Below are 24863 nucleotides of genomic sequence, written 5' to 3' on the forward strand. Positions count from 1 at the left end.
GCGGTACGCTGAAGGACGTGAGCCCTACCGCGCCCGCAGAGGCCCCGGTGCGCCGGGTCGCCGCGTTCTTCGACCTGGACAAGACGATCATCGCGAAATCGTCCGCACTGGCGTTCTCGCGTCCCTTCTTCGACGAGGGCCTGCTCAACCGCCGAGCCGTGCTCAAGTCGAGCTACGCCCAGTTCCTGATGATGCTGACGGCCGCCGACCAGAACCAGATGGAACGCATGCGTGATCACCTCACGCAGATGTGCGAGGGCTGGAACGTGGAGCAGGTGCGCTCGATCGTGCGCGAGACCCTGCACGACGTGGTCAACCCACTGGTGTTCGCCGAGGCCTCCGAGCTCATCGCAGGCCACCACGCCCGCGGCCACGACGTGGTGGTGGTCTCGGCATCCGGCGAGGAGATGGTGGGGCCGATCGCGGAGATGCTCGGCGCCGACTACTCCGTGGGGTCGGTCATGGCGGTCGACGACGGTAAGTACGCCGGTGAAGTGCAGTTCTACTGCTATGGCGAGAACAAGGTCACCGCGATGGAGAAGTTGGCCGCCGAGCACGGTTACGACCTGGAGCAGTGCTTCGCCTACTCCGACTCAGTGACCGATGTGCCGATGCTCGCGGCAGTCGGCCATCCCACTGCGGTGAATCCGGACCGTGGCCTGCGCAAAGAGGCGGCTGACCGCGGGTGGCCGGTGCTTTCGTTCTCGAATCCGGTTCCGCTTCGCGACCGCATTCCGACTCCTTCACGGAACTCCGTGCTGGCTACAGCGGGGCTGGGTGTGCTGGCAGCCGGTGCGAGTGTTGCGACTTACTTTGCGCTACAACGCAAACGCCCCTGATTCGCTCCCACGTTCTCGCGGCCGGCGGAAAATTCTTCACGGAACCCTTGATGTGACCGCGACCACAAGGTACAAATGAATTACGGAGCGGCGCAAAGCCAAACCCCCACCGGAAGAGAAGGTCGAGGGTTCCTGAGCGTCAAGGCTCCCAGCACGGACACCAGGCACCCACGCGGAGCACGCCACGTTGGCAGAAAGCGCTGTGGGCCTGCGGCACCGGGGATATTCGTCTGAATAGGTCTGCGGATAGTGGACCTCTCCACCGGTGTACGCCGAGGCCGGACACACAGCCCACCCAGCACGCTTGGTAACCGGGATCCGTGCTTGCGAACGGCGATTCGGACCCGTTCTTCAGGACGCACCCGCAGGGTGTGAGCCCTGGAGCTCAGGCCGGGTCGCCGTTGCGCATGTCCGGGGTAGGTTCGCCGGGCCGACGGTCAGCGTTCGGCGAGCGCGAGTGCCTCACGAGCGCCGGCCTCGAGTGCCTGACAGCACAACACCACCCATGCGACCACGCCATCGGTACCGCCCAGCCCGAAGGTATCCGCCGCCTCCGCGTAGCTGGGCGCGAACTTCAGCCACGTGGTCTCGGGAATTCCCAGCGCGTGCGGATCCAACCCCGACGACACCGTGACCAGCCGCGACGCCGCGCGGGCCACCACCCCATCGGACACCTCGAACGGCCGCAGCGACAGCAGCTCGCCGTGCACGACGGCGGCGAGGACCGGCGCCGGGGCCTGCGTGCCACCCGTGATCAGCTGAGCGAGCAGCCCCAACCGCTCTCCCGCCCCGCTACGGGGCCGTCCGAGCCGTTCAGCGTCACCCTCCACGAGGTCCGCCGCGGCCAGCGTGTGCAGCCGGGCCAGCACCTGGAGCGGGGCACGCCGCCACACCGCGACCGTGGCGTCCAGCGAATCACCGTCGATCGCCTGATAGACGCGCATGGCACCGGCCAGCACCGGATCGGTGATCAGCTCGTCGCGGCTCAGTTCGACGGCGCCACCGTCGAGCGCCGCGGAGGCGCGGGCGCCACGCAGCGACGATTCGGTGGCCGTGGCGCGCCATTCCCGCCGGTTGGCGGGATGACGGTGCACTTGGGCGAGCGCATCACGCGCGGCGGACGCCGCCTCCGCGACGGCGGGGACGGCGGCGAGCGGGCTCAGCGGATCGGTCACGATGATCCAGGGTAGCCCGCCCGCCGCGCATCTCAGCCCGCCGCCAGCTCGATCGAGCCACCGGGAATGGCGTCGATCAGCTTCCGGGTGTAGTCCGACGAGGGATTGTCGTAGACCTGATCCGTGGGACCGGAGTCCACCACCTTGCCGCGCGACATCACGATCGTCTGGTGCGCGATCTGCTTGACCACGGCCAGATCGTGCGTGATGAACAGGTACGTCAGCCCGAGTTCCTTCTGAAGATTCTCCAGCAGGATCAAGATCTGCGCCTGCACCAGAACATCGAGCGCAGAGACAGCCTCGTCGAGCACCACGACCTCGGGATTGAGTGCAAGCGCCCGAGCGATCGCGACGCGCTGCCGCTGTCCACCCGAGAGCTCGTTCGGGTAGCGGTGCATGGTGTCCGGCGGCAGCGCCACCATCTCCAGCAGTTCACGCACCCGCGCCACTCGCTCGTCCTTGCTGCCGATGCCGTGCACTGCTAGCGGCTCGGACACCGCCCGGTACACCGAATACATGGGATCCAGTGATCCGTACGGATTCTGGAACACCGGCTGCACCCGCCGTCGGAACTGCTTGGCGTCGGCGCCGCGCAGGGTCGTCACGTCGACGCCGTCGAATTCGACGGTGCCGCTCGTGGGTTCGAGCAACCCGAGCACCATCTGGGCGACGGTGGATTTACCCGAGCCCGACTCACCCACGATCGCGGTGGTGGTGCCCCGCAGCATGGTGAAGCTGACGTCGTCGACCGCGCGGAAATCGGTGCTCTGGAAGGGCACCGAGCCGCGAATCGGGAAGTCTTTCACCAGATGCGATGCGACGACCACTTCGGCGGGGCCTTCCGCCCGCGAGGCCGCGCCGGCCTTCTCAGCGAGCGCATCCGCGCCCGCCTCCTCGGCCTTCTCCTGCTCGACCACGTCGGTGATCGACGGGGCGTCCTCACGCCGCGCGTTGAGCGACGGCGCCGCGGCAACCAATCGCTTGGTGTAGGCGTGCTGCGGACTCTGCAGGATCTCCTGCGCGGGACCGGATTCCACTACGCGCCCCTTGTACATCACCACGAGGTGGCTGGCGCGTTCCGCCGCGAGCCCCAGGTCGTGCGTGATCAGCAGCACCGCCGTTCCGAGATCCTCGGTGAGCGTCTCCAGGTGATCGAGGATCTGCCGCTGCACGGTGACGTCCAGTGCAGAGGTCGGCTCGTCGGCGATGAGAAGCTTGGGGCGGGCAGCGAGACCGATCGCGATCAGCGCGCGCTGTTTCATACCGCCCGAGTACTCGTGCGGGTACTGATTGACGCGCTTATCGGAATCACGCATCCCCGCCTCGTCCAGCAGCTCGACAGCGCGCTTCTTCGCGTCACCTCGATCGGCGTTATTGGCCTTGAGGGTCTCCCGGATCTGATATCCGACCCGCCACAGCGGGTTCAGGTTCGTGTTCGGATCCTGCGGAACCAGGCCGATGCCGCTACCGCGGATCTGTTGGAAGTCCTTCTCGGAGGCCTTCGCCAGATCCTGCCCGTCGAAAAGGATCTGGCCGCCCGCCACCTTGCCGGTGCCCTGGAGCAATCCCAGGACCGCGGCCGCGGTGGTCGACTTGCCCGATCCGGACTCGCCGACGATGGCGACGGTCTGCCCGGGATACACGGTGAGGTTCGCGCCGCGCACGGCGGGTACCTGCTTGCCCGCCACCGTGAATTCCACGATGAGATCGCGTATCTCGAGCAGCGGATCCGGTGTCTTGCCGAACTTCTCGGCGACCTTGTCCTTGACGGTGTCCTTGATCTTGCCGGCGATACTGCGCTTGTGGTCGTCGGACATCAGCGGGTCCTCGCCTTCGGATCGAGTGCGTCGCTCAGGACGTCACCGAGCATCATGAAGGTGAGCACGGTGAGCGCCAGGGCGGACGCGGGGAAGAACAGGATCGGTGTGCCTTCGCGGAGCAGAGTCTGGCCGTCGGAGATGTCCATGCCCCAGGACACGGTGCTCGACGGGAGACCGATGCCGAGGTAGGAGAGTGTGGCCTCGGTGACGATGTAGATACCGAGCGCCACGGTGGCGACCACGATCACGGGCCCGAGGCAGTTCGGAATCACGTGGGTGAACAGGGTACGGATCTTCGAGGCGCCCAACGATTTCGACGCCGTGATGAACTCCTCGTTGCGAACCGAGATGGCTGCCGAGCGCGCGATGCGGGCGATCTGCGGCCAACTGAAGATGGTGAGAACGAAGACCACCGACAGAACTGTGCGTTCGGTGACCATCTGCATCACCACGACCGCGGCCAGCATGAGCGGAACGCCGAAGAAGACATCCGATAGGCGGGCGATCACCGAATCCAGCCAGCCGCCGAAGAATCCGGCGGTGGCGCCGAGGAGGCCACCGATCACGACCACGGCCAGTGTGGTCAGCACACCGACGAGTACCGAAGCGCGGGCACCGTAGATGGTGCGGGCGTAGATGTCGTAGCCCTGCAGGTCGGTGCCGAACCAGTGCTCACCACTGGGCGGCAGCAGCGACCGGTCCAGCGAGGCCTCGTGCGGATCCTTCCCGAAGGCGAACACACCGGGGAAGAGCACTACGAGCAGGATCAGCGTGAGCAAAGCCATGCAGACCCAGAACAGCGGTTTGACCTTGAGCTGCAACCACGCCGTCTTCCAGAAGCCTGCCGGCTCCACATCCTGATCGACGGCGTCGATCGCGCCGACCACCACGTCGTCCGCAGCGGCGACGAAACGTTCCTGTCCGGGGTAGGTCTGATTGTCAGGCATAGCGAATCCTCGGGTCGAGGGCGGCGTAGAGCAGGTCGACCACCACGTTGCAGATGAGGTAGATGACGATGAGCACCGTCACGAAGGAGACCACGGTGGTTGCCTCGCCACGGATGATGGCCTGGTAGATGGTGCCGCCGACGCCGGGGATGTTGAAGATGCCTTCGGTGACGAGCGCACCGCCCATCAATGCACCGATATCGGCGCCGAGGAAGGTGACCACCGGGATCAGCGAGTTCCGCAGCACGTGTACCAGCACGACGCGCGAGCGCGGGAGGCCCTTGGCCGTGGCGGTCCGCACGTAGTCGGCGGTGAGGTTCTGGGAGACCTGCGAGCGGGTGAGCCGCACCACGTAGGCGAACGACACCAGCCCGAGCACGATGCCGGGCAGCAGCAAGTGGTAGAAGTCCAGGTTGCCACCCACGGTGACCGGGAACCACTGCAGCTTCACGCCGAAGATGAACTGGGCGATGAAGCCGAGCACGAAGATCGGCACCGCGATGATCACCAGCGAGACGAAGAGGATCGTGGTGTCGAACCACTTGCCCTTCTTCAGGCCCGCCAGCACACCGAAGAAGATGCCGAGCACGGCCTCCACGACGAGCGCGATGAGCGCGAGGTTCACGGTGACCGGGAAGGCCCGCTTCATCACGTCCCACACCGGCTGGCCGGAGAAGGACGTGCCGAAGTCCAGCGTGAAGACGCCCTTGATGTAGTACCAGTACTGCACCAGGAACGGTTGGTCGAGGTGGTACTGGGCACGCAGGCCCTCCACCACCTCGGGCGGCAGTGTCCGATCGCCGCCGAGCGCTGCGATCGGGTCGGCCGGCACCAGGAAGACGAGCGCGTAGATCAGCAGTGTGGAACCGAAGAAGACGATCACCAACTGCCCGAGCCTGCTCAGGAGATATCTGGTCATCCCGCTACTCCTTCGTGATGTTGGTGAAGTCGAAGCGGCCGTTCCAGGTGAGATCACCCTTGACACCGTCGCCGACGCCGGCCGCGGCCTTGTAGTCCCACAGCGGGACCACGGGCAAGTCGTTGAGAAGGATCGCCTGTGCCTCGTTGACGAGCCTGGTCGACTGCACCGGGTCGAGCGCCTGCTGCGCCTCGGCGATCTTGGCGTCGAACGCGGGATTGCTGTAGTCGCCGTCATTCGACCCAGCGCCAGTGAGGTAGTTGGACTCCAAGAAGTTGAGCTGCGTCGGGTAGTCGCCCTGCCAACCGCTGCGCCCCGCGGACTTGATCGTCTTCTTGGTGAGCTCATCGCGGATCTGCTTGAACGTCGCGTAGGGCTTGCCCGCCGCATCGATGCCCAACGTGTTCTTGATCTGGTTGGTCACCGCATCGATCCACTGCTTGTGATCGCCGTCGGAGTTGTAGGCGATGGTGAACGATCCGGTCCACGGCTTGATCGCGTTCGCCTGCGCCCAGCGCTGCTTGGCCAGCTCCGGGTTGTACTTGACGTTGCCATTGCCGGGGATGTTTCCGTCCCACCCGGGGATCGAGCGAGCGGTGAACTCGAGCGCGGGATTCCGGAAGCCCTGGAACACCACATCGATGATCTGCTGCCGGTCGAACGACATGGAGATCGCCTGCCGGCGCAGGCGGCCCTCCTCGTCGCTGCCGAAGTGCTCCAGGAACTGCGGGATCACGAAGTTCTGGGTCTGCGCGGTCGACTTGATGATCGCCTTCTTGCCCAGCGTCTTCTGGAACGAGCGCAGCGCGCTGTTCGGGATGTTGTCGAGCGCGTCGAGATTCCCGGACGTGAGGTCGATGTACGCGGGATCGTAGGACTCGTACATGATGAAGGTGAGCCCGCCGTTCTTCGGCTTCGGACCCTTGTAGTCCTCGTACCGCACCACCTCGAGCTGCACGTTGTGCCGCCACTGCTTGAGTTTGTACGGCCCGTTGCCCACCGGGTTCTGGCCGAACTTCTCCTTACCCTCGGTGAAGAAGACATCGGGGAGCGGAACGAACGGTGTGAACCCCAACGCAAGCTTGAAGTCGATGTTCGGCGCCGCCAGTTCGATCGAGAAGGTGTAGTCGTCGATCACCTGCAGGCCGCGCATCTCGGTCTTCGTGGCACCCTTCTCGGACACCTCGTCGAAACCCGCGATCGGAGCGTAGAAGCTCTGCTGCTTCTGCAGATTGCCCACTGCGGCACCGAAGTTCCAGGCACGCACGTAGTTCTCCGCCTTGACCGGCGTGCCGTCGGTGAACTTCCAGTCCCGCTTGAGCTTGACCAGGAAGCGCTTGTTGTCGGTGGTCTCGACCGACTCGGCGTTCGCCAACTCGGGCGTGCCGTCGGCCTTGTAGCTGTACAGACCGGTGAATAGGGAGTCGACCACGCGGCCGCCCATGTTCTCGCTGGTGTCCGACGGGATCAACCCGTTCTGCGGTTCGCCGCCGTTCACCCGGATGATCGCGTCGGGGCCCACCGTGTTCTGCGAACGCGCCCCCTGCATGCTGCAGCCCGATACCGCCAGGCTCGCGGCCACCGCGATCGCGAGGATCGCCCGCGTCGCCGTCGACCTACTTCGTCTTCTCACCATTACCTCCGCCTGAATTGGCCTGTCTTCGGTGCTGAGCACTTTAAGGCCGCCCCTCCTGTGTTGTCTTGCTAACCGATAACGGGCACCGTCGTCGCGCGACCGTCCGGCACGACTCGGCAACCCCCTGCAACCCCGCCCGTAGCAGCGCGAATTCGGGTAAACCCCTCCTCACGTCCCGAGCCGAAAACTACGATCGGCTCATGACTGATTCCGCGACCTCCGCGTACCCGCCCTCCGCAGACTTCGCAGCTCAGGCCAATACCCATGGCAGAGAATTGTACGACCGTGCCGAAGCAGACCGCTTGGGATTCTGGGCCGAGCAGGCGAATCGGCTGGATTGGGACACCCCGTTCGGCGAGGTCCTGGACTGGTCGGGTGCCCCCTTCGCGAAGTGGTTCGTGGGCGGCAAACTCAACGTGGCGTACAACTGTGTCGATCGGCACGTGATTGCCGGCAACGGCGATCGAGTGGCCATCCACTGGGTCGGCGAACCCGGCGATACTCGCGATATCACCTACGCCGACCTGCAGGCCGAGGTCAGCCGCGCCGCCAACTACCTCAGCTCGCTGGGCCTGAACGCGGGCGACCGCATCGCGATCTACATGCCGATGGTCCCCGAGGCCATCGTCGCGATGCTCGCCTGTGCCCGCCTGGGCCTGACGCACTCCGTGGTCTTCGGCGGCTTCTCCGCGGGCGCCCTGCGCTCGCGCATCGATGATGCCCAGGCGAAGGTCGTGATCACCACCGACGGTCAGTTCCGTCGCGGTAAGCCCGCACCGCTCAAGGCGAACGTCGACGAGGCCCTGGACATGGACGTCGACGGTGCGAAAGCCACCTCGGTCGAGAAGGTCATCGTCGTGCAGCGATGCACGAACGACATCGACTGGCACGACCGGGATGTGTGGTGGCACGAGTCGGTCGGTGCCGCGTCGCCGGAGCACACCCCCGAGGCGTTCGACGCCGAGCACCCTCTGTTCCTGCTGTACACCTCCGGCACCACCGGTAAGCCCAAGGGCATCGTGCACAGCTCCGGCGGCTACCTCACCCAGGCCGCGTACACGCACTACTACCTCTTCGACCTCAAGCCCGAGAAGGACGTGTACTGGTGCACGGCCGATATCGGTTGGGTCACCGGGCACACCTACATCGTGTACGGACCGCTCGCGAACGGTGCCACCCAGATCGTCTACGAGGGCACCCCGAACTCGCCGACGGAACACCGTCATTTCGAGATCATCGAGAAGTACGGCGTCTCGATCTACTACATCGCCCCCACCCTGGTGCGCACGTTCATGAAGTGGGGCAGGGAGATTCCCGATGCCCACGACCTCCGTTCGATCCGCGTACTCGGTTCGGTGGGCGAGCCGATCAATCCCGAGGCGTGGCGCTGGTACCGCGAGGTGATCGGTGCGGGCACCGCACCCATCGTCGATACCTGGTGGCAGACGGAGACCGGTGCCGCCATGGTCGCCCCGTTGCCGGGTACCACCACACTCAAGCCCGGTTCGGCGATGGAGCCGGTCCCCGGCATCAGCGCCAACATCGTCGATGACGACGGAAACAGTCTGCCCCGTGGCGAATCCGGCCTCCTCGTACTCGACGAGCCGTGGCCGGCGATGCTGCGCGGTATCTGGGGCGATCCGGAACGGTTCGTGGACACCTACTGGTCGCGCTACGCCGATCAGGGCTGGTACTTCGCGGGCGACGGTGCGCGGTACGACGAGGACGGCGCCCTCTGGGTGCTGGGCCGCGTGGATGACGTCATGAACATCTCGGGCCACCGGATCTCCACCGCCGAAGTCGAATCGGCACTCGTCGGCCACCCCGCCGTCGCCGAGGCCGCCGTCGTGGGCGCATCCGATGCGACCACCGGCCAGGCGATCGCGGCGTTCGTCATCCTCCGCCAGGGCGTGGACGACTCCGATCCCGACAGGCTGATCACCGAGATGACGGCACAGGTCTCCAAGGACATCTCCCCGATCGCCAAGCCGCGCGAGATCAACATCGTGCCCGAACTGCCGAAGACGCGCTCCGGCAAGATCATGCGCCGCCTCCTCCGCGATGTGGCCGAGGGCCGCGAGCTGGGCGATACGTCCACGCTGGTCGATCCCACCGTCTTCGAGAACATTCGGAAGCGAAAGAGCTAGCACGACCCGCGGGAGGGCGGTAACGTCGGACAACTGTGTCGTCGCCATCCCGCGCGGCCGCAGTGTCCGGGCGTGCCGCCCTCCCCGCAGCTCTCCGCCCGTACGTCCGCCTGGTCGTCGCGGGGTTCCGGCAACAGTCGACCTATCTCACGGCGGCGCTCGCCGGGCTGTTCACGAACACCGTCTTCGGTTTTCTCAAGATGGGCGTCCTGCTCGCGACGGTCGCCGGCGCCGGCGGTGTGGCGGGCGGATACACCCCGGGCCTGATGGTGAGTTACATCTTCCTCTCGCAGGGGCTGCTCACCGCGGTCGGAGCCTTCGGCACCGATGGCGAGCTCCCGGAACGGATTCGTAGCGGCGATATCGCCGTCGACTTCCTGCGACCGCTCAACGTGCAATTCGCCTCGCTCGCCACCGGCATCGGTGGCGCCCTCTACTCCCTCATTCCGCGCTGGCTGCCGCTCGTCGGGGTCGGTCTGCTGACCGGGATGATGGCGTGGGCCCGCGAGCCCGCCGCGTATCCCCTCGGGGCACTGAGCATCCTGCTCTCCATCGTGCTCGCCCGCGCCCTGTTGTACGCCGTCGAGGTCATCGGCTTCTGGGTGGTCGAGACCCGCGGCATCGTTCTGTTCTACGTCATCGTGGCGAGCTTCCTGATGGGCATGTTCGTCCCGATCGGGATGTTCCCGGGCTGGCTCGCGGCGATCGCCGAGTACTCGCCGTTCGCGTCGGTCCTGATGCCTCCCTGCGATATCCTGTCGGGCCGGATCGACGTAGCAGCCGGCGCCTCGGCGGTCGGGGCGCAGGCGCTGTGGTGCGTGGCGGCCGTCGCGATCGGGGCGGCACTAACGGCCGCCGGCCGACGACGGCTGGAGGTCCAGGGTGGCTGAGGTGTCGAGCCGCGGGCGCGCGTCCGGCGCTCGCCGCCCGGGCAGGTTCGCCCCGTACCGCGCTGTGCTCGCCTCGCGGATCCAGGCTCAAGCGTCCTATCGCCCATCCCTCGCGCTCGACTTGGTGACCGCTGCGATCCTCGGACTCGTCGAGCTGGCCGAGGTGTGGCTCCTGTTCCACAACGCCGCGATCATCGGCGGCCTCACCTTCTCCGCTGTTCTCCTGGTGTTCGCACTGGCCGACGGTTCCTTCTGCCTCGCCGACATCCTGTTCGGGCACCTCGACAAGCTCAGCCGCTACGTCCGCACAGGCACCGTGGACGTCTTCTACCTTCGGCCGCAGCCGATCCTGGCACAGCTCATGACCAGCGACATCCGGATCAACCGGCTCACCCGGCCGCTGGTCAGCGTGTTCGCCTTGGTCTATGCACTCACCCACAACCCGATCGACTGGGGCCCCGACACCATCGGCATGTTGGTGCTCGCGATGGTCTGCGGTCCGGTGATCTACGCTTCCCTGTTCGTGATGGCCGCGGGCCTGCAGTTCATCATGGTCAACGGCGCGGAGTTCACCAACGCGTTCGTCTACGGAGGGCACTACGCCTCGACCCAGCCCGCGTCGGTATGGCCCGGCGCTGTCAAGGTGACGCTGGGATTCGTTCTGCCGCTGTCCTTCACCGGGTATCTCCCCACACTCGTGGTGCTGGGATCGCCCGGTCGGGGCGCCTTCCAGCCGTGGCTGGCATGGCTGCTGCCGTTGATGGCACTGTGGGCCGCGCTGCTTGCGGCGTTCGCGTGGCGGGCCGGACTTCGACACTACCGAGGAGCGGGCGGATGACGAACATCATCGAGACACGGGGCCTGACGCGCACCTTCGTCCGCCGCGCCTGGAACGGGCGGGTGAGGACGTCGACGACCGCCGTCGACGGGCTGGATCTGACTCTCGCGCCAGGCGAATCAGTCGGCTACATCGGTGCCAACGGAGCCGGCAAGTCGACCACCATCAAGATGCTCATGGGGATCCTGGTGCCCACATCCGGAACGGTGCGCACCGTGGGTCTCGATCCCTTGGCACAGCGACGCGAAGTGGCCCGGCGGGTGGGCGTGGTCTTCGGCCAACGGTCGCAACTGTGGTGGGACCTGCCGACGTCGCGCTCGTTCGACATCCTCGCCGCGATTCACCGGCTCACGCCCGACGAGGCACGAGCCCGGACCGGCCGGCTCGTCGAACGACTGGAACTGGGCGAATTCCTCGATCAGCCCGTGCGCCAGCTCAGCTTGGGACAGCGTATGCGCGCGGAGGTCGCGGCGGCCCTCCTCCACTCCCCCGAGTTGCTGATCCTCGACGAGCCGACGATCGGCCTCGACGTGCTCAGCAAGCAACGGCTGCGGGAGTTCCTCATCGCCGAGCGGGCCGAACGGGGCCTCACCCTGCTGCTCACCACGCACGATATGGGCGACGTGGAACGACTCTGCGACCGGATCGTGGTGGTGGATCACGGCAGAACGGTCTACGACGGCACCCTTCCCGGACTGGTCGGCACCGTCGGCGCCGCACGGGTGCTCGCGCTCGACCTGAACCGTCCCACGCCTGATCTGCACGTCGACGGTGCGCGGCACCTCGCCAGCGAAGCCGGGGGCCTGCGCCAGCGACTGGAACTGCGCGGCCCGCTCCCCGAGGTGCTGGCAGCGGTCTCACGGACGGCGACGGTGCGCGACCTGACGGTGGACGAGCCCGATATCGAGGACGTGGTGCGCCGGCTCTACGAACGCTCGCGCCCCAGTAAGTGAGCGCGCAGCAGGTCGACCGGATCGTCGCCCTCGCGCCCAGGCGGCGGCCCCGCCTCGGGGACGCCGAGGGGCCCCGTCAGATCGTTCTCCCAGCGCGTCCAGTCGGTCACGGCCCAGCGCTCCGCGATCGCCCACCGTCCACCGCGGCGCTCGAACCGGTCCACATAGCGCATCCCCAGCGTCAGATGGACCTGGAGGTCCGCACCCGGCCTGGACCAATGCGTTGCCGTGCAATATGTCTCGACTGCGGCGACATCCCGCAACTGCTCACACAGATGATTGCCGATCTGATGGTGCGTGCCACCGAGTGATGCGAGTTGGCCGCGTACCCAAGGTACGTACTCCTCGACCGGACCGGTGAACCCGGTGTGGTGATCGACGGCGCCCGGGTGGTAGCACTCGCGTACCGCGTCGAGGTCGAGCCGGTCGATACCGCGGCAGTAGCGCAGCACGACATCGTGAATCTCCTGCCGAGCCAGTACGTCATCGAGCGTCACGGATTCCAGTGGACTACACGGGCTGGACCGCGTAGGCAGGTTCCGTGGGATTCACACGCGAGCAACTCCTGGCGTACGCGGGCACGACGGTGCCCGACCTGGTCGGTCCGGACTGCCGGCTGCTGTTCGCCGGAATCAATCCGGGACTGTGGACGGCCGCCACCGGTGCCCACTTCGCCCGGCCCGGCAACCGCTTCTACCCCGCCCTGTACGCGGCAGGCATCACCGATCACGTCATCGATGCGTCGATGGGCATGCGCGAGGCGGATCGCGAGGCCCTGATCGCGGCCGGCGTGGGAATCACCAATGTCGCTCCGCGGGCCACCGCGAAGGCCAGCGAGCTCACCCCGACGGAACTGCAGGACGGCGGTCGGGCGCTGGTATCTCGGGTCGAACGGATTCGGCCGCGCGTACTCGCCGTGCTCGGCATCACTGCGTACCGATCGGCATTCGGGTCGCCACGCGCAACCGTCGGTCTGCAACCGGACCCCCTGGGGAGTACCCAGGTATGGGTACTCCCGAACCCCAGCGGCCTCAACGCCCACGAGACGATCGACACCCTGGCGGCGGCGTACCGGTCCGCCGCCGCGGCGGCGGGCGTTCTCACCTCGCTGTGACCTGCGAAAACGTTCTATGCCGAACGAACGAATCGCCTCTACGCGTACGTGAATAGCGCCTGTGTTCGGATGTGCGTCACGTCCACATGAAGCTTCAAACCCAACGTGACAGCTTCGGGAAGGTGATTGCAAAACATCATTCTCATGCCGGATTTGCAATCACACTTTTGGGACGATGCACTCTCGCGATTGTGCATCCCTGCCCAAAAGGAATTGAACACATGTCGATCGCACGCGCCGCTGCTGCCACCACCACTGTCGTTGGCCTGATGACCTCGGGCTCTCTCGGTATCGCCTCAGCGCAGAACACTACTGACTCGAAGGCCTGGCAGGCGACTGCCGCATCCGGTACCGCCGGGTGGGCCGGCCCGGGCACCGTCGCCGTCCCGGTGGGTGGCTCCGCCGCCGCGGCCGCAGGGTCCGGTCCCTGTTACCCCACCCGACTGGTGTGGCTCGGCGTACGGACCGCCAGCAGCCCACTCGACCTCAGCTGTGGGTTCGCGGTCGGTGGTTTCAACAGTGGCGGCTCGTACGTGATCGGTAATGCGCCCGACTTCGGCCAGATCGGGATGGGACCGTGGGTCGGTATCGGCGCACCGTCGGGACCGGGATTCGGTCTCGGGGCCGGCATGGGATTCGGACCCGGACTCGGCTTCGGCGCAGGAGCCGGCCTCGGTGCGGGGCTCGGCCCGAACCTCGGGTTCGGATCCGGTCTCGGTTTCGGTGCCGGTTTCGGACCCGGATACGGATTCACTCCGGGGCTGACCATCGGGCTGGCACCGGGATTCGGCCCGGCGCTGCCCTACGGCGTCGGAAGCGGCATCAGCCTGGGCCTGGCACCCGGCTATGGCATCGGGTTCGGAGCCGGCGCAGGCTTCGGATACGGCCCCGACGGAGCCCTGCGCCTCGGCGCCGGCATCGGCCTGGGCATCGGCCTGGGGCCCGGTATCGGATTCGGAATCGGCATCGGCGGCTATTTCGATCTCCGCTCCCCCCTGGGTATCCCCGGCGTCGACTGGGCTGCGCAGGCCCGCGCGAATGCACTCGGAGCCCGTATCGCCGCGGATTGGGCCGCGCGCGAAGCCGAGCGCGCGCGGAGGGCACTCGAGGCCGCCCGCACCACCCAGTCCGCGACCGCCGAGGCCGTGAAACAGGCGGCGAGCCGGGTGGCCGCCGCCATCGCCGCCGCCGATCAGGCGGCCGCCGCGGCCCGGACGGCGACCGGCGAACGCGCCGCTGCCGAACAGGCGGTCGCCGAGAAGGCGGCTGCGGCGAAGACCGCGGCCGAGCGGCTCACCGCGGCGCGGGACGCGGAGCGGCAGGCCATCGGCGCCACCGAACAGGCCGTCGCGAACCAGACCGCGGCCGACCGCGCCCAGCGCTCTGCGGCCGACACCATGCGCGCCGCCGACGACCGATTGGCCTCGGCGACCAGCGCGGCCGCCGATGCCGCCACGGCCGCCCGGCACGCGGCCGCTGAGAAGGCGACTGCCGACCAGGCCGCCGCCCAACGCGAATCCGAACGCCAGGCAGCCGTCGCCACGGCAGCGCGGGACGCGTCATCCGCCGAGGCCGCGGCCCGGGATGCGGCATCGGCCACGTCTGCTGCAGCAGACGCCACGAAGGCAGCCACCACCGCCGCCACCGCAGCGCAGGCCGCCGGCCAGAAGGCCGCCACCGACGAACAGACTGCCGCCGACTCCGCCGCGGCACAGAAGACCGCCGACGCCGACGCCGCCCGCGCGACCACCGCCGCGACCACCGCACGCGACGCCGCGACGGCAGCCGCCGCCAAGGCCGCTACCGATCGGGCGGAGGCCGACAAGTCCTCCGCCGCACATACCGCCGCCCAGAAGGCCGCCGCCGACGCCGCCGCGAACGCAGCCGACAAACAAGCAGCACAGCGCGCCGCCGACCGGAGCGCCGCAGACGCCACGACCACCGCCGAGCGGTCCGCCGCCGCACGGACCACCGCCGAGAAGGCCGCCACCGACGCCGCCGCGAACGTAGCCGACAAACAAGCAGCACAGCGCGCCGCCGATCGGAGCGCCGCAGACGCGACGTCGGCCGCGGAGAAGGCCGCCACCGACCGCGCCACCGCGGCCGCCGCCCTCGCCGCCGCCACCGCCGACGCGGCGAATACCGCTGCGGCTGCCAAGGGCGCGGCCGGAAGGGCCACTGCCGCAACGGCACTCGCAGACAAAGCGGCCACTGAGAAGAAGGCCGCGGACGAGGCGATGACCGCGGCCACCGCCGCGGCGAAGACGGCGGCCGATCAGGCGGCGACCGCGGCGACGGAGTCCAACGCCGCCACCGTGGCTGCCACGCAAGCGCAGGCAGCGAAGACTGCCGCCGACAACGCGAAAGTGGTGGCGGACCAGCAGCTCGCCGACGCGATCACCGCGGCGACGACCGCCGCCGATAACGCCGCTGCCGCCCGCGCATCGCAGCAGCAGGCTTCCGCTGCCGCCGAGCGGGCGGCGACGGATAAGGCCGCGGCCATCGTCGCGCGCAACGAGCAGGCCGCCGCCGCTCAGACCGCAGCCGATACGGCGGCGGCCGCGAAGGCCGCGGCCGACCGCGCCGCCGCATTGCAGAGCACCGCAGAGCAGTCGGCCGCTGCATCCGACAAGGCCGCACAGGCCGCGGCGGATGCGAAGAGGGCAGCCGATGAGAAGGCGGCTGCGGACAAGGCCGCAGCCGCTCAGTCCGCCGCCGGCGCGGAGGCCGCTCGAACACGAGCCGCCGAAACCTCCGCCGTCGCCACGGAGAAGGCAGCGGCGGCCAAAGCCGCGGCCGACAGCACCGTCACCGCGCAAGCGAACCTGCGGAAGGCGCAGGCGGACAAAGACTCCGCCGATGCCGCTGCCGCGACTGCGGCACGAACGAGCGCAGAGAAGGCTGCTGCGGCCGACCGGGCTGCGACCGTAGCTGCGCAGAAGAAGGCCGATTCCGATGCCTCGGCGGCGGCGAAGTCCAGCGCCGACCTGGCCCTGGCCGATGCGACTCGCCGCGTCGCGGACACGAGCGCGACCTCGAAGAGCGCGGCCGAGACGGCGGCGAGTTCGCGCGCCACGGCCCGCGATTCAGCTGCCGCCCAGGCCGCCGCGGATCGCGATCGCGCGGCAGCTGATCGCGCCGCGGCAGCGAAGGCGACAGCCGAGACACTCGCAGTGGAGAAGGCCAATGCCGCGAATCTCGCCGCAGCAGAAGCCACCACCGCCAAAGACGCCGCGGATGCCGCGCAGGCCGACGCCGAGCGGAACGCCGCCGAGAAGGCGACCGCTGCTCGCACCGCGGCAGACGCGGCCACCACTGCCGAGAAGGCGGCCACGAGTTCCGCTGCAGCGCAGGCTACGGCGCAGCGGAACGCCGATGCCGCCGCTGCGCGGCAGCGGGAGGCGCAGACCGCGGCGGCGACCGCGGCATCGACGGCGGAAGAACGGAACAAGGCGGCCACGAAGGCCGACGATGCCCGCGTGGCCGCGGAGCGCAGCGCGACCGCGGCGACCGCGACGCGCACCGCTGCCGACGTCGCGGCGAAATCAGCGGCCGATAAGGCCGCTGCTGATAAGGCCGCCGCGACCGCGGCCACGGAGCGCGCCACCGCCAGCCAGGCCGCCGCCGACTCGGCGACGGCTCAGCAGGACGCGGAGCGCGCCGCCCAGGTGACCGCGACCACATTGCAGCAGGCGCAAGCGACCGCTAAGACGGCCGCCACTGCGGCGCGGCAGGCACAGACCGCCGCCACGTCCGCGGCCGACGACGTCGCGGCCGCCCAGCGGGCGGTGAAGGCAGCCGAGGATGCGGTGCGAGCCAAGAACGGCGGCGTTCTCACCGTGATCCTCAGCCTGCTTTTCGGCGACCCGGCGGCCGCGGAACGACGGGTACTCGCCGACGCGCAGCGGACTCTCGACGCGGCACGGGCCCGGCAGAGCACAGCGCAGACGGCGCTGACCAGCGCCACGCAGGTGTCGGCCGACGCGGCGAAGGCCGTCACCACTGCGGAGGCCGCCCACACGCCCTTGCAGAACGCGCTCACCGAGGCGAATACCGCCAAGCAGAACGCCGATACCGCACTGGTCACCGCGACCGATCGCGCCAGGACCACGCAGGCCACGGCAGATCGCTCTGCGGCTGCTGTGGGAGCAGTGACCTATGACGACGCCACCGTGAAGGCGGCGAAGGACAAGGCGACCGCCGCTCAGGCCACCGCCGACAGGTCCGCGGCGCTCGCCACCGCGAATCCGAATGACGCCGCTGCTGCGGCGACGGCCGCCGCCGATAGGGCGGCTGCCGCCAAGGCCACCGCCGATGCCGTGGCGTTGGAGCGCAAGGCGATCACCACCGCGACCGCAGCCGCCGCGACCGCAGCCGCCGAGAGGGAGACCACCGCCCGAGCAGCCCAGACCGCCTCCGCGACAGCGAAGACCGCGGCCGATAAGGCGGCCACCGATGCCGCCGCCGCCCAGAAGAAGGCGTCCGACAGCCTCACCACGGCGACCGAGCAGGCCACGGCGGCCCGCTCCGCGGCGGACACGGCCGCCGCAGATAAGAGAGCCGCCGATAAGACGGCGGCTGACGCGACCGCCGCTCGACAGACGGCCGATGCCACCGCGCGCACCGCACGCGAACAGGCCGCCAAGGATCGGGCGAGCGCCGACGCCGCTCGCGCCGCCGCTGATACAGCGGCGACCGATGCCGCTGCGGCGCAGCAGAAGGCCACCGATGCCGCGAAGGTCGCGCAGGAGAAGGGCACCGCCGATACGGAGGCCACCGATGCCGCGAACGCCGCGATCGCCGCCGCGCAGCGTGCTGCCGCCGAGACCGAGGCCGCGCGGAAGACCGCAGCCGAGAAGGCCGACATCGCGCAGCAGGCCGCGGACAAGGCCGCCACCGACAAGGCCTCCGCCGACACCGCGGCTGCGGCTCAGGCCGCGGCGGAGAAGGCCGCCACCGATGCCGTGGCCACGAAGGACGCAGCCGCGAAGGCCGCCACGGCGGCGGCGGATGCGGCGACTGCCGCCGCGAAGGCCGCCGATCAGGCCGCCGCCGACAAGACAGCCGCTGATCAGGCTCAGGCCGATGCCACCACCGCGCAGCGCGATGCGGATGCTGCGGCGAAAGCCGCCGGCGAGCGAGTCGCCGTCAATACGTCCGCCGCCCAGAAGGCGGTCACGGACCAGGCCGCCGCAGACGACGGCGCGCGCACGGCGGCGAAGGCCGCTGCCGCCGCCACGCAGGCGAGTACGGCGGCCGCCGAGAGGGCTGCCGCAGACAAGGCGGCCGCCGAGAAGACGGCCGCCGAGCAGGCCACCGCAGCTCAGGACGCTACCTCGAAGGCTGAGGCGGCAGCGACGGCGGGCGACCGGGCCGCGGCGGCGAGGAAGGCCGCCGCCGATGCGATGTCAGAGGCCGATAAGGCCGCAGCCGACGCCGCAAAGGCCCGCGAAGCCGCCTCTGCCGCGGCCGCTGCGGCGGGCGCCGCGACCACCGCGGATAGGCAGGCGTCCGACACCGCGGCCGCAGCCACGGCGGCAGCGGCCACGGCGGCGTCGGCGAAGGCTGCCGCGGACAAGGCACGCGAGGACGCCAGGGCAGTGCAGCAGCGGGCGGAGTCCTCGGCCCTCTCCGCTGCGGAGAAGGCCGGTGCCACCCGGGACGCCGCGGATAAGGCTGCGCTCGCCCAATCCGCCGCCGATCAGCGAGCGGCCGATGCCACCGTCGCGGCACAGCGCGCGGCGGAGGCGGCCACCGCGGCTGCGGACAGGAACACCGCTGCCAGGGATGCGGCCGAGAAGGCAACCGCGGCGAAGACCGCTGCGGAGAAGGCCGCCGCTGATGCCGCAGCGGCACAGCGTGCCATGGAAACGGCTGACCGGACCGCCGCCGACGCCGCGCAGAAGGCGACCGACGCAGCGACCGCCGCGAAGGCGACCGCGGACCGTGTCACCGCCGAACGCGCCGCCGCCGACAGGACGGCCGCCGACACCGCGGCCACCGCCACCGCGGCAGCAGAGCGAGCCAGCGCCGATCGGGCATCCGCCGACGCCGCCACACGCGCCGCCGACCGGGCCGCCACCGAACGCGCCGCCGCCGATGCAACGGCCGCCGATACCACAGCGGCCGCCGCCGCAGCAGCCGACAAGGCAGCAAAGGACAGGGCAGCCGCGGGCACCTCCGCACAGGCGCAGGCAACGGCCGAGAGCTCCGCCGCCGATGCCGCCACCGCGCAACAGAAGGCCACCGACGCCGCCACCGCGGCGCGGGCCAAGGCGGCCGCCGATCGGATCGCCGCGGATGCTTCCGCCCAGGCCCGGGCAGCGGCCGACAAGTCCGCCGCCGACTCCGCCACCGCGCAACAGAAGGCCACCGACGCCGCCACCGCGGCGCAGGAGCGCGCGAACGCCGCCCGGGCCGCGGCAGAGGCTGCTCAGGTAGCAGCGGACAAGGCCGCGGCAGCGAAAGAGACCGCCGACCGGACCGCCGCCGACAAGGCCGCAGCGGTGACGCAGGCAGACGCTGCCAAACAGGTCGCCGACACGCAGCAGGCCGGCGCAGCCGATCGAGCAGCAGAAGCCGCACGAGCGGCCGAACGCGCCACCGCCGCCAAGGCCGCTGCCGACCAGGCCGCCGCGGACCGTACCGCCGCGGCGCAGGAGGCCACCTCGCAGGCCACCGCAGCGCAGCGCGCGAACGACACCGCCGTCGCCGACCGGGCCGCCGCGGAACGCGTCGCCGCAGAGAAGGCGGCCGCAGAGAAGGCGCTGGCCGATCGCGCGGAGCGGGAGAAGGCGGCCGTCGACCAGGCCAAGGCCGATCAGTCCGCTGCGGCCAAGGCCGCCGAATCGGCGGGGTCGAACCAACAGGCCGGTGCTGCGGCGGCGAAGGAGGCCGCCGACCGAGCAGCGGAGGCGAAGGCTGCGGCGGATCGTGCCGCAGCCGAAGCCGCTCGCACACCGGTCGACCGGGAGGCTGCTCAGCGGTCCGCCGCGGACAAGGCGGCAGCGGAGAAGGCCGCCGCGGCAGCAGCGGCAGCGGCCGATTCAGCCGAAAAGTCCTCCGGTGCCGCGAGTTCGAGCGGTTCGGCGCCAACTGGTTCATCGAGCGGCTCGGGGTCGAGCGGTTCGGGTTCGAGCGGTTCGGGCTCAAGTGGTTCGGGGTCGAGTGCATCGAGCGGCGCGTCGAGTTCGGAGTCGGGTAGCTCCAGCTCGGGTTCGTCCACCTCGGAGACGAGCTCGGCGAATTCGAGCGGATCCAGTTCAAGCAGCTCAGGATCGAGTAGCTCGGGTTCGAGCGGATCCAGTTCAAGCAGTTCGGGTTCGAGCAGCTCGGGTTCCGCGAGCGGAGCGTCGAACTCCGCCGCGTAAGGGCGACGTGGGTCGACGGTGCCGGGCGGCACCGTCGACCCACCAACCGGTCAGACCTTGTCGAGCTCCACGTCGCGGGTCTCGTGCATCGCGAGCAGGGCGATCAGCGTGGCGCCACCGGCCAACGCGAGATACACGCCGACCCAACCGACGCCGTAGTCACTGACCAGCCAGGTGGCGATGAACGGTGCGATGGCGGCACCGAGGATCGAGGCGAAGTTGTACGCGATACCGCTGCCCGTGTAGCGGACGTTGGTGGCGAACAGCTCCGGGAGCACCGCGCTCATCGGGCCGAACGTGATGCCCATCAGGGTCAGTCCCACGATCAACACCGCCAGCATGGACCCCTGCGTGGTGGTCGACGGATCCAGGATCCACTTGAACGACAGGCCGAAACCGATGATGGCCAGCGTGGCGCCGATCAGCACCAGCCGTCGGCCGACGCGGTCGGCGAAGTACCCGGATACCGCGACGAAGGCGGCGAAGAAGAGCACGGCGACCAGCTGCATCTGCAAGAAGTCGATGTACGAGATGCCCAGCTTCACACCCGACTTGTCGACCACCTTGCCGGTGCCGTACGACACGATCCACGTGGTCACCAAGTAGAACAGCGTGTACGTGGCCACCATGACGAACGTGCCGATGATCAGCGGCCGCCATGCCGTGCGCAGCACCTCACCCAGCGGGGCCTTCACCTTCTTGCCGTCCTCGACGGCCTTGGCGAAGACCGGGGTCTCGGTGAGCTTGAGCCGCACGTACAGTCCCACGATCACCATCACGGCCGAGGCGAGGAACGGGATGCGCCAACCCCAGGTCATGAACGCGTGATTGGAGGCGGACGTCTTCGAATCGAAGTCCATCACCTGCATGATCACCAGGAACGTCCCGTTGGCCAGGAAGAACCCGAACGGCGCACCCAGCTGCGGCCACATCGCGGCCCACGCTCGCTTGCCCGGAGCGGCGGTCTCGGTCGCCAGCAGCGCGGCGCCCGACCACTCACCGCCCAATCCCAGGCCCTGTGCGAATCGCATCAGCGCCAGCAGCGCCGGCGCCCAGTAGCCCACCTGGTCGAAGGTGGGCAGCACGCCGATGAGGAAGGTCGCGATACCCATGGTGAGCAGCGAACCCACCAGGGTGGCCTTGCGGCCCACGCGATCACCGAAGTGGCCGAACAGGATCGACCCCACAGGCCGCGCCACAAACGCCAGACCGAAGGTGGCGAACGAGGCGAGCAGTGCCGCGGTGTCGTCCCCCTTCGGGAAGAACAAGGTGGGGAACACGAGCACTGCCGCGGTCGCGTAGATGTAGAAGTCGAAGAACTCGATGGTGGTGCCCACCATGGAGGCGACGACGATTCGCCTGCGATTCATTGCGCAGAGATTACTGAATCCGTGACCCCCGTCACCCACCGACCCTGCGGTACGTTCGACCGATGAGCGACGCATCGTCTTCCTCGCAGACGAACGCGCTATCGCGGTTCCTGCGCACCGAGACCGTGGGCGGAACCGCCCTGCTGATGGCGGCCTTCGTCGCACTCGTCTGGGCGAACTCCCCCTGGGCCGACGCATACCAGCATCTCGGCGAGATCCATGTGGGCACAGACTCACTGAGCCTGTTCGGACAGCCTCTGCACCTGCGTCTGACGCTCGCCGAGTGGGCCAAGGACGGCCTGCTCGCGATCTTCTTCTTCGTCGCGGGGCTCGAACTCAAACGCGAACTCGTGGTGGGCGAGCTCTCGACGCTCCGCAGCGCGGCCCTGCCGGTGATCTGCGCGACCGGCGGTGTCGTGGTCCCGGCGCTGATCGCCTTCGCCGTCGCCCACGACGATCCGCGGATCGCGAGCGCCTGGGCCATCCCGATCGCCACCGACATCGCGTTCGCGCTGGGCATTCTCTCGCTCACCGGATCCCGGCTTCCCTCAGGCGCCCGCGTCTTCCTGCTGGGCCTGGCGGTGGTCGACGATCTGATCGCGATCGTGGTGATCGCGGTGCTGTTCTCCACCGGATTGAGCCTGCTGTGGCTGGGCGTCGCCGTGGCCGGCTGCGCCGCCTACGCGCTGGCACAGCACCGCCGGATCACCACCCCGCTGCTGTACATCCCGCTCGCGGCACTGGTGTGGATCGCCATGTTGCAGTCCGGGGTTCACGCCACCATCGCCGGTGTAGCGCTCGGCCTGCTCACCCGGGTCCGGCGCGACAAGGGCGAACTCGAGGCACCCGCGGAGCGGCTCGAACACCGCATCCAGCCCTTCTCCGCGCTGGTGTGCGTGCCGATCTTCGCGTTCTTCGCCTCCGGTGTCGCGATCAACGGCGAAGTCTTCCGGGCACTGTTCACCGACAAGATCGCCCTCGCGATCATCGCCGGGCTGTTCTTCGGCAAGATCATCGGCATCTTCGGCTCCAGCACGCTCGCCGTGAAACTCCGCATAGCCGAACGACCGGAGGGCCTGTTCCCGCGCGACATCCTCGCGCTCAGCGTGCTCGGTGCCATCGGGTTCACGGTCAGCCTGCTGGTCGCCGAACTGTCCCTCGGCGACGGGGCGGATCTCGCCAAGGCAGCCGTGCTCCTGACGTCGCTCGTCGCCTCGGTCATCGGATCACTGCTACTGCTACGGCGTGGTCGCGCACACACGAACACCTGACCTCTGGCACGATAAGGCGAGAAGACGAGGCGAGGAAAAAGAGGAACGACGTGAGCTTGGACAGCACACCCACCACCGGAACGCCGCAGACCCTGTCGGCGATCCCCCTCACCGACCCGAACGTGACGTCCACGGGCGATCCCACGATCGGCAGCCTGGTGCGCGATGCGACCACCCAGGTGTCCTCGCTGGTTCGCGCCGAGGTCGAGCTCGCCAAGGCGGAGACGGTCGCCGATCTGAAGAAGGGAGTCACCGGTTCGGTCTTCTTCATCCTGGCCGGCGTGGTGCTGTTGTACTCGTCGTTCTTCTTCTTCTTCTTCCTCGCCTACGTGATCAACATCTGGCTGCCCACCTGGGCCTCGTTCGGGATCGTCTTCCTGCTGATGGTGTTCATCGCCGTGGTCGCGGCCGTGATCGGGTTCCTGCAGGTGCGGCGCATCCGCGGTCCGAAGAAGACCATCGAGTCGCTCAAGGAATCGCAGTCGCTGCTCAAGGGTGATATCGATCCGGCGACCGCTCTGAAGCAGCCGGCGGGTGCGACCACCTCTTCCCGCTCGCAGGGCTGATCTCGATCCGCGGTGACCAGCCCTGATCCGTCGAGCGTCCGTTTCCCCGGCCCGTGGGAGCACGTGGACGTCCGCGCCAACGGTATCCGGCTGCACGCCGTGCAGTACCGGCCCGAGGGCTCGGAGGAGCCGCTGCACGACCGCCCGCTGGTGGTCTTCCTGCACGGCTTCGGTGGATTCTGGTGGAGTTGGCGGCATCAATTGCCCGTGCTGCACGAGGCGGGCTACCGTGCCGTCGCCCTCGACCTGCGCGGCTACGGGGACAGTGACAAACCTCCGCGGGGTTACGACGGCTGGACCCTGGCCGGCGATATCAGCGGCCTGATCCGCGCCCTCGGCCACCCAAACGCCGCCCTTGTCGGGCACGCGGAGGGCGGCCTCGGTTGCTGGTCGACCGCCACGCTGCACCCGCGCGTGGTCTCCGCGATCGCGCTCGTCTCGTCGCCGCATCCGATCGCGCTCAAGCGGTCCGCTCTGCGGAACAAGGAGCAGCGCTCGGCGATGCTCGGGCCGATCACCTTCGCGCAGCTCCCCCGAGTCGCCGAGGATCGGCTCACTCGCAACGACGGTGCCGAGATCGCACAGCTCATCTCCTCGCGCAGTGGGTCCACCTGGCAGCGCACCGCCGACTACGTGGACGCGGTGGACCGCTACCGCAGCGCGATCCGCATCCCCGGTACCGCGCACAGCGCGCTCGAATACGCCCGGTGGGCCTGGCGCAGCCAGTTCCGCCCCGACGGCACCCGGTTCCTGAGCCGGATGAACCAGCGCCTGCACATCCCCGTCCTCGCCTTCCGCGGGGAGAGCGACCCGTACGTGTTGCCCCAGCCCGTGTTCTCCAGCCACGACTGGGCCAGCGACTACCGGGTGCGCACCGTCGACAACGCGGGCCATTACGCGCACGAGGAGGCACCCGGCACCGTGGGACCTCAGCTTCGTGACTTCCTCGCCGGGCTACCCGGCCCACGCCTGCTCAGCTGATCACTCGCCCCGCACCGCGAGACTCTC

General features: G+C 68.8%; 17 protein-coding genes. 10 read left to right on the forward strand and 7 right to left on the reverse strand.

Annotated features, from left to right (window positions below):
* The first annotated feature begins 8 nt into the window (after positions 1 to 8).
* Entirely contained in the window at positions 9 to 839 is an 831-nt protein-coding gene (locus TPAU_RS19530; RefSeq protein WP_115329954.1) for an HAD family hydrolase, read from the forward strand.
* Positions 840 to 1276: 437 nt separating this feature from the next.
* Here the strand turns inward: TPAU_RS19530 and TPAU_RS19535 are convergent, their stop codons facing one another.
* Genes TPAU_RS19535 through TPAU_RS19555 form a run of 5 tightly spaced genes read right to left on the reverse strand, consistent with a single transcriptional unit; the run spans position 1277 to position 7336 of the window.
* Complete coding sequence (locus tag TPAU_RS19535; RefSeq protein ID WP_013128478.1) at positions 1277 to 2014, reverse strand: Fic family protein; 738 nt, start codon at positions 2012 to 2014, stop codon at positions 1277 to 1279.
* A 32-nt stretch (positions 2015 to 2046) separates the two neighbouring features.
* Entirely contained in the window at positions 2047 to 3831 is a 1785-nt protein-coding gene (locus TPAU_RS19540; RefSeq protein WP_013128479.1) for a dipeptide ABC transporter ATP-binding protein, read from the reverse strand.
* Complete coding sequence (locus tag TPAU_RS19545; protein ID WP_013128480.1) at positions 3831 to 4781, reverse strand: ABC transporter permease; 951 nt, start codon at positions 4779 to 4781, stop codon at positions 3831 to 3833. Before TPAU_RS19545 ends, TPAU_RS19540 begins: the two co-directional genes overlap by 1 nt.
* Positions 4774 to 5700, reverse strand: a complete 927-nt coding sequence (locus TPAU_RS19550; protein WP_013128481.1) for an ABC transporter permease — start codon at positions 5698 to 5700, stop codon at positions 4774 to 4776. The genes TPAU_RS19545 and TPAU_RS19550 overlap by 8 nt, the downstream gene beginning before the upstream one ends.
* Before the next feature lie 4 nt (positions 5701 to 5704).
* Positions 5705 to 7336 (reverse strand): peptide ABC transporter substrate-binding protein, encoded by a 1632-nt coding sequence (locus tag TPAU_RS19555; RefSeq protein WP_013128482.1) that lies wholly within the window; start codon positions 7334 to 7336, stop codon positions 5705 to 5707.
* Between the two features lie 200 nt (positions 7337 to 7536).
* On the opposite strand from TPAU_RS19555, the gene acs reads away from it, so the two are divergent.
* The 4 genes from acs to TPAU_RS19575 are packed head-to-tail and all read left to right on the forward strand — an operon-like array spanning position 7537 to position 12164.
* Positions 7537 to 9483 (forward strand): acetate--CoA ligase, encoded by a 1947-nt coding sequence (gene acs, locus TPAU_RS19560; RefSeq protein WP_013128483.1) that lies wholly within the window; start codon positions 7537 to 7539, stop codon positions 9481 to 9483.
* 35 nt (positions 9484 to 9518) lie between these two features.
* Positions 9519 to 10373 carry an ABC transporter permease gene (locus tag TPAU_RS19565; RefSeq protein ID WP_013128484.1) on the forward strand — a complete coding sequence of 285 codons (855 nt, stop codon included), beginning with the start codon at positions 9519 to 9521 and terminating at the stop codon, positions 10371 to 10373.
* Positions 10366 to 11211, forward strand: coding sequence for an ABC transporter permease (locus tag TPAU_RS19570; RefSeq protein WP_013128485.1), 846 nt, complete (start codon positions 10366 to 10368; stop codon positions 11209 to 11211). Before TPAU_RS19565 ends, TPAU_RS19570 begins: the two co-directional genes overlap by 8 nt.
* Positions 11208 to 12164: an ABC transporter ATP-binding protein gene (locus tag TPAU_RS19575; protein WP_013128486.1), complete on the forward strand. Its 957-nt coding sequence runs from the start codon at positions 11208 to 11210 to the stop codon at positions 12162 to 12164. Before TPAU_RS19570 ends, TPAU_RS19575 begins: the two co-directional genes overlap by 4 nt.
* Here the strand turns inward: TPAU_RS19575 and TPAU_RS19580 are convergent.
* Positions 12137 to 12661: a nuclear transport factor 2 family protein gene (locus tag TPAU_RS19580; RefSeq protein ID WP_013128487.1), complete on the reverse strand. Its 525-nt coding sequence runs from the start codon at positions 12659 to 12661 to the stop codon at positions 12137 to 12139. The genes TPAU_RS19575 and TPAU_RS19580 overlap by 28 nt on opposite strands.
* A gap of 44 nt (positions 12662 to 12705) precedes the next feature.
* Between TPAU_RS19580 and mug the strand changes: the two genes are divergently transcribed.
* The gene (gene mug / locus TPAU_RS19585; protein ID WP_013128488.1) at positions 12706 to 13278 is read left to right on the forward strand and encodes a G/U mismatch-specific DNA glycosylase; all 573 of its coding nucleotides are present in this window, start codon (positions 12706 to 12708) and stop codon (positions 13276 to 13278) included.
* Positions 13279 to 13499: 221 nt separating this feature from the next.
* Positions 13500 to 20648 (forward strand): hypothetical protein, encoded by a 7149-nt coding sequence (locus TPAU_RS22070; RefSeq protein WP_013128489.1) that lies wholly within the window; start codon positions 13500 to 13502, stop codon positions 20646 to 20648.
* Positions 20649 to 20698: 50 nt separating this feature from the next.
* Here the strand turns inward: TPAU_RS22070 and TPAU_RS19610 are convergent, their stop codons facing one another.
* Positions 20699 to 22018 (reverse strand): MFS transporter, encoded by a 1320-nt coding sequence (locus TPAU_RS19610; RefSeq protein ID WP_049825903.1) that lies wholly within the window; start codon positions 22016 to 22018, stop codon positions 20699 to 20701.
* A gap of 62 nt (positions 22019 to 22080) precedes the next feature.
* Between TPAU_RS19610 and nhaA the strand changes: the two genes are divergently transcribed.
* From nhaA to TPAU_RS19625, 3 genes are read left to right on the forward strand one after another with little or no spacing between them, the layout of a single operon-like run.
* Positions 22081 to 23289 carry a Na+/H+ antiporter NhaA gene (gene nhaA, locus TPAU_RS19615; RefSeq protein WP_013128491.1) on the forward strand — a complete coding sequence of 403 codons (1209 nt, stop codon included), beginning with the start codon at positions 22081 to 22083 and terminating at the stop codon, positions 23287 to 23289.
* A 50-nt stretch (positions 23290 to 23339) separates the two neighbouring features.
* Positions 23340 to 23855, forward strand: a complete 516-nt coding sequence (locus TPAU_RS19620; RefSeq protein WP_013128492.1) for a phage holin family protein — start codon at positions 23340 to 23342, stop codon at positions 23853 to 23855.
* A 12-nt stretch (positions 23856 to 23867) separates the two neighbouring features.
* On the forward strand, positions 23868 to 24836 hold the full coding sequence (locus TPAU_RS19625) for an alpha/beta fold hydrolase (protein ID WP_013128493.1): 969 nt from the start codon (positions 23868 to 23870) through the stop codon (positions 24834 to 24836).
* Positions 24837 to 24863: the final 27 nt, after the last annotated feature.

Source organism: Tsukamurella paurometabola DSM 20162 (genome assembly GCF_000092225.1).
In the GTDB taxonomy this organism is placed as follows: domain Bacteria; phylum Actinomycetota; class Actinomycetes; order Mycobacteriales; family Mycobacteriaceae; genus Tsukamurella; species Tsukamurella paurometabola.

Bases quoted from the DNA above. Each gene is read 5' to 3' on its own strand.
- TPAU_RS19540 (WP_013128479.1), bottom strand. From the start codon at position 3,831: ATGTCCGACGACCACAAGCGCAGTATCGCCGGCAAGATCAAGGACACC.
- TPAU_RS19545 (WP_013128480.1), bottom strand. From the start codon at position 4,781: ATGCCTGACAATCAGACCTACCCCGGACAGGAACGTTTCGTCGCCGCT.
- TPAU_RS19550 (WP_013128481.1), bottom strand. From the start codon at position 5,700: ATGACCAGATATCTCCTGAGCAGGCTCGGGCAGTTGGTGATCGTCTTC.
- TPAU_RS19555 (WP_013128482.1), bottom strand. From the start codon at position 7,336: ATGGTGAGAAGACGAAGTAGGTCGACGGCGACGCGGGCGATCCTCGCG.
- acs (WP_013128483.1), top strand. From the start codon at position 7,537: ATGACTGATTCCGCGACCTCCGCGTACCCGCCCTCCGCAGACTTCGCA.
- TPAU_RS19575 (WP_013128486.1), top strand. From the start codon at position 11,208: ATGACGAACATCATCGAGACACGGGGCCTGACGCGCACCTTCGTCCGC.
- TPAU_RS22070 (WP_013128489.1), top strand. From the start codon at position 13,500: ATGTCGATCGCACGCGCCGCTGCTGCCACCACCACTGTCGTTGGCCTG.
- TPAU_RS19610 (WP_049825903.1), bottom strand. From the start codon at position 22,018: ATGAATCGCAGGCGAATCGTCGTCGCCTCCATGGTGGGCACCACCATC.
- nhaA (WP_013128491.1), top strand. From the start codon at position 22,081: ATGAGCGACGCATCGTCTTCCTCGCAGACGAACGCGCTATCGCGGTTC.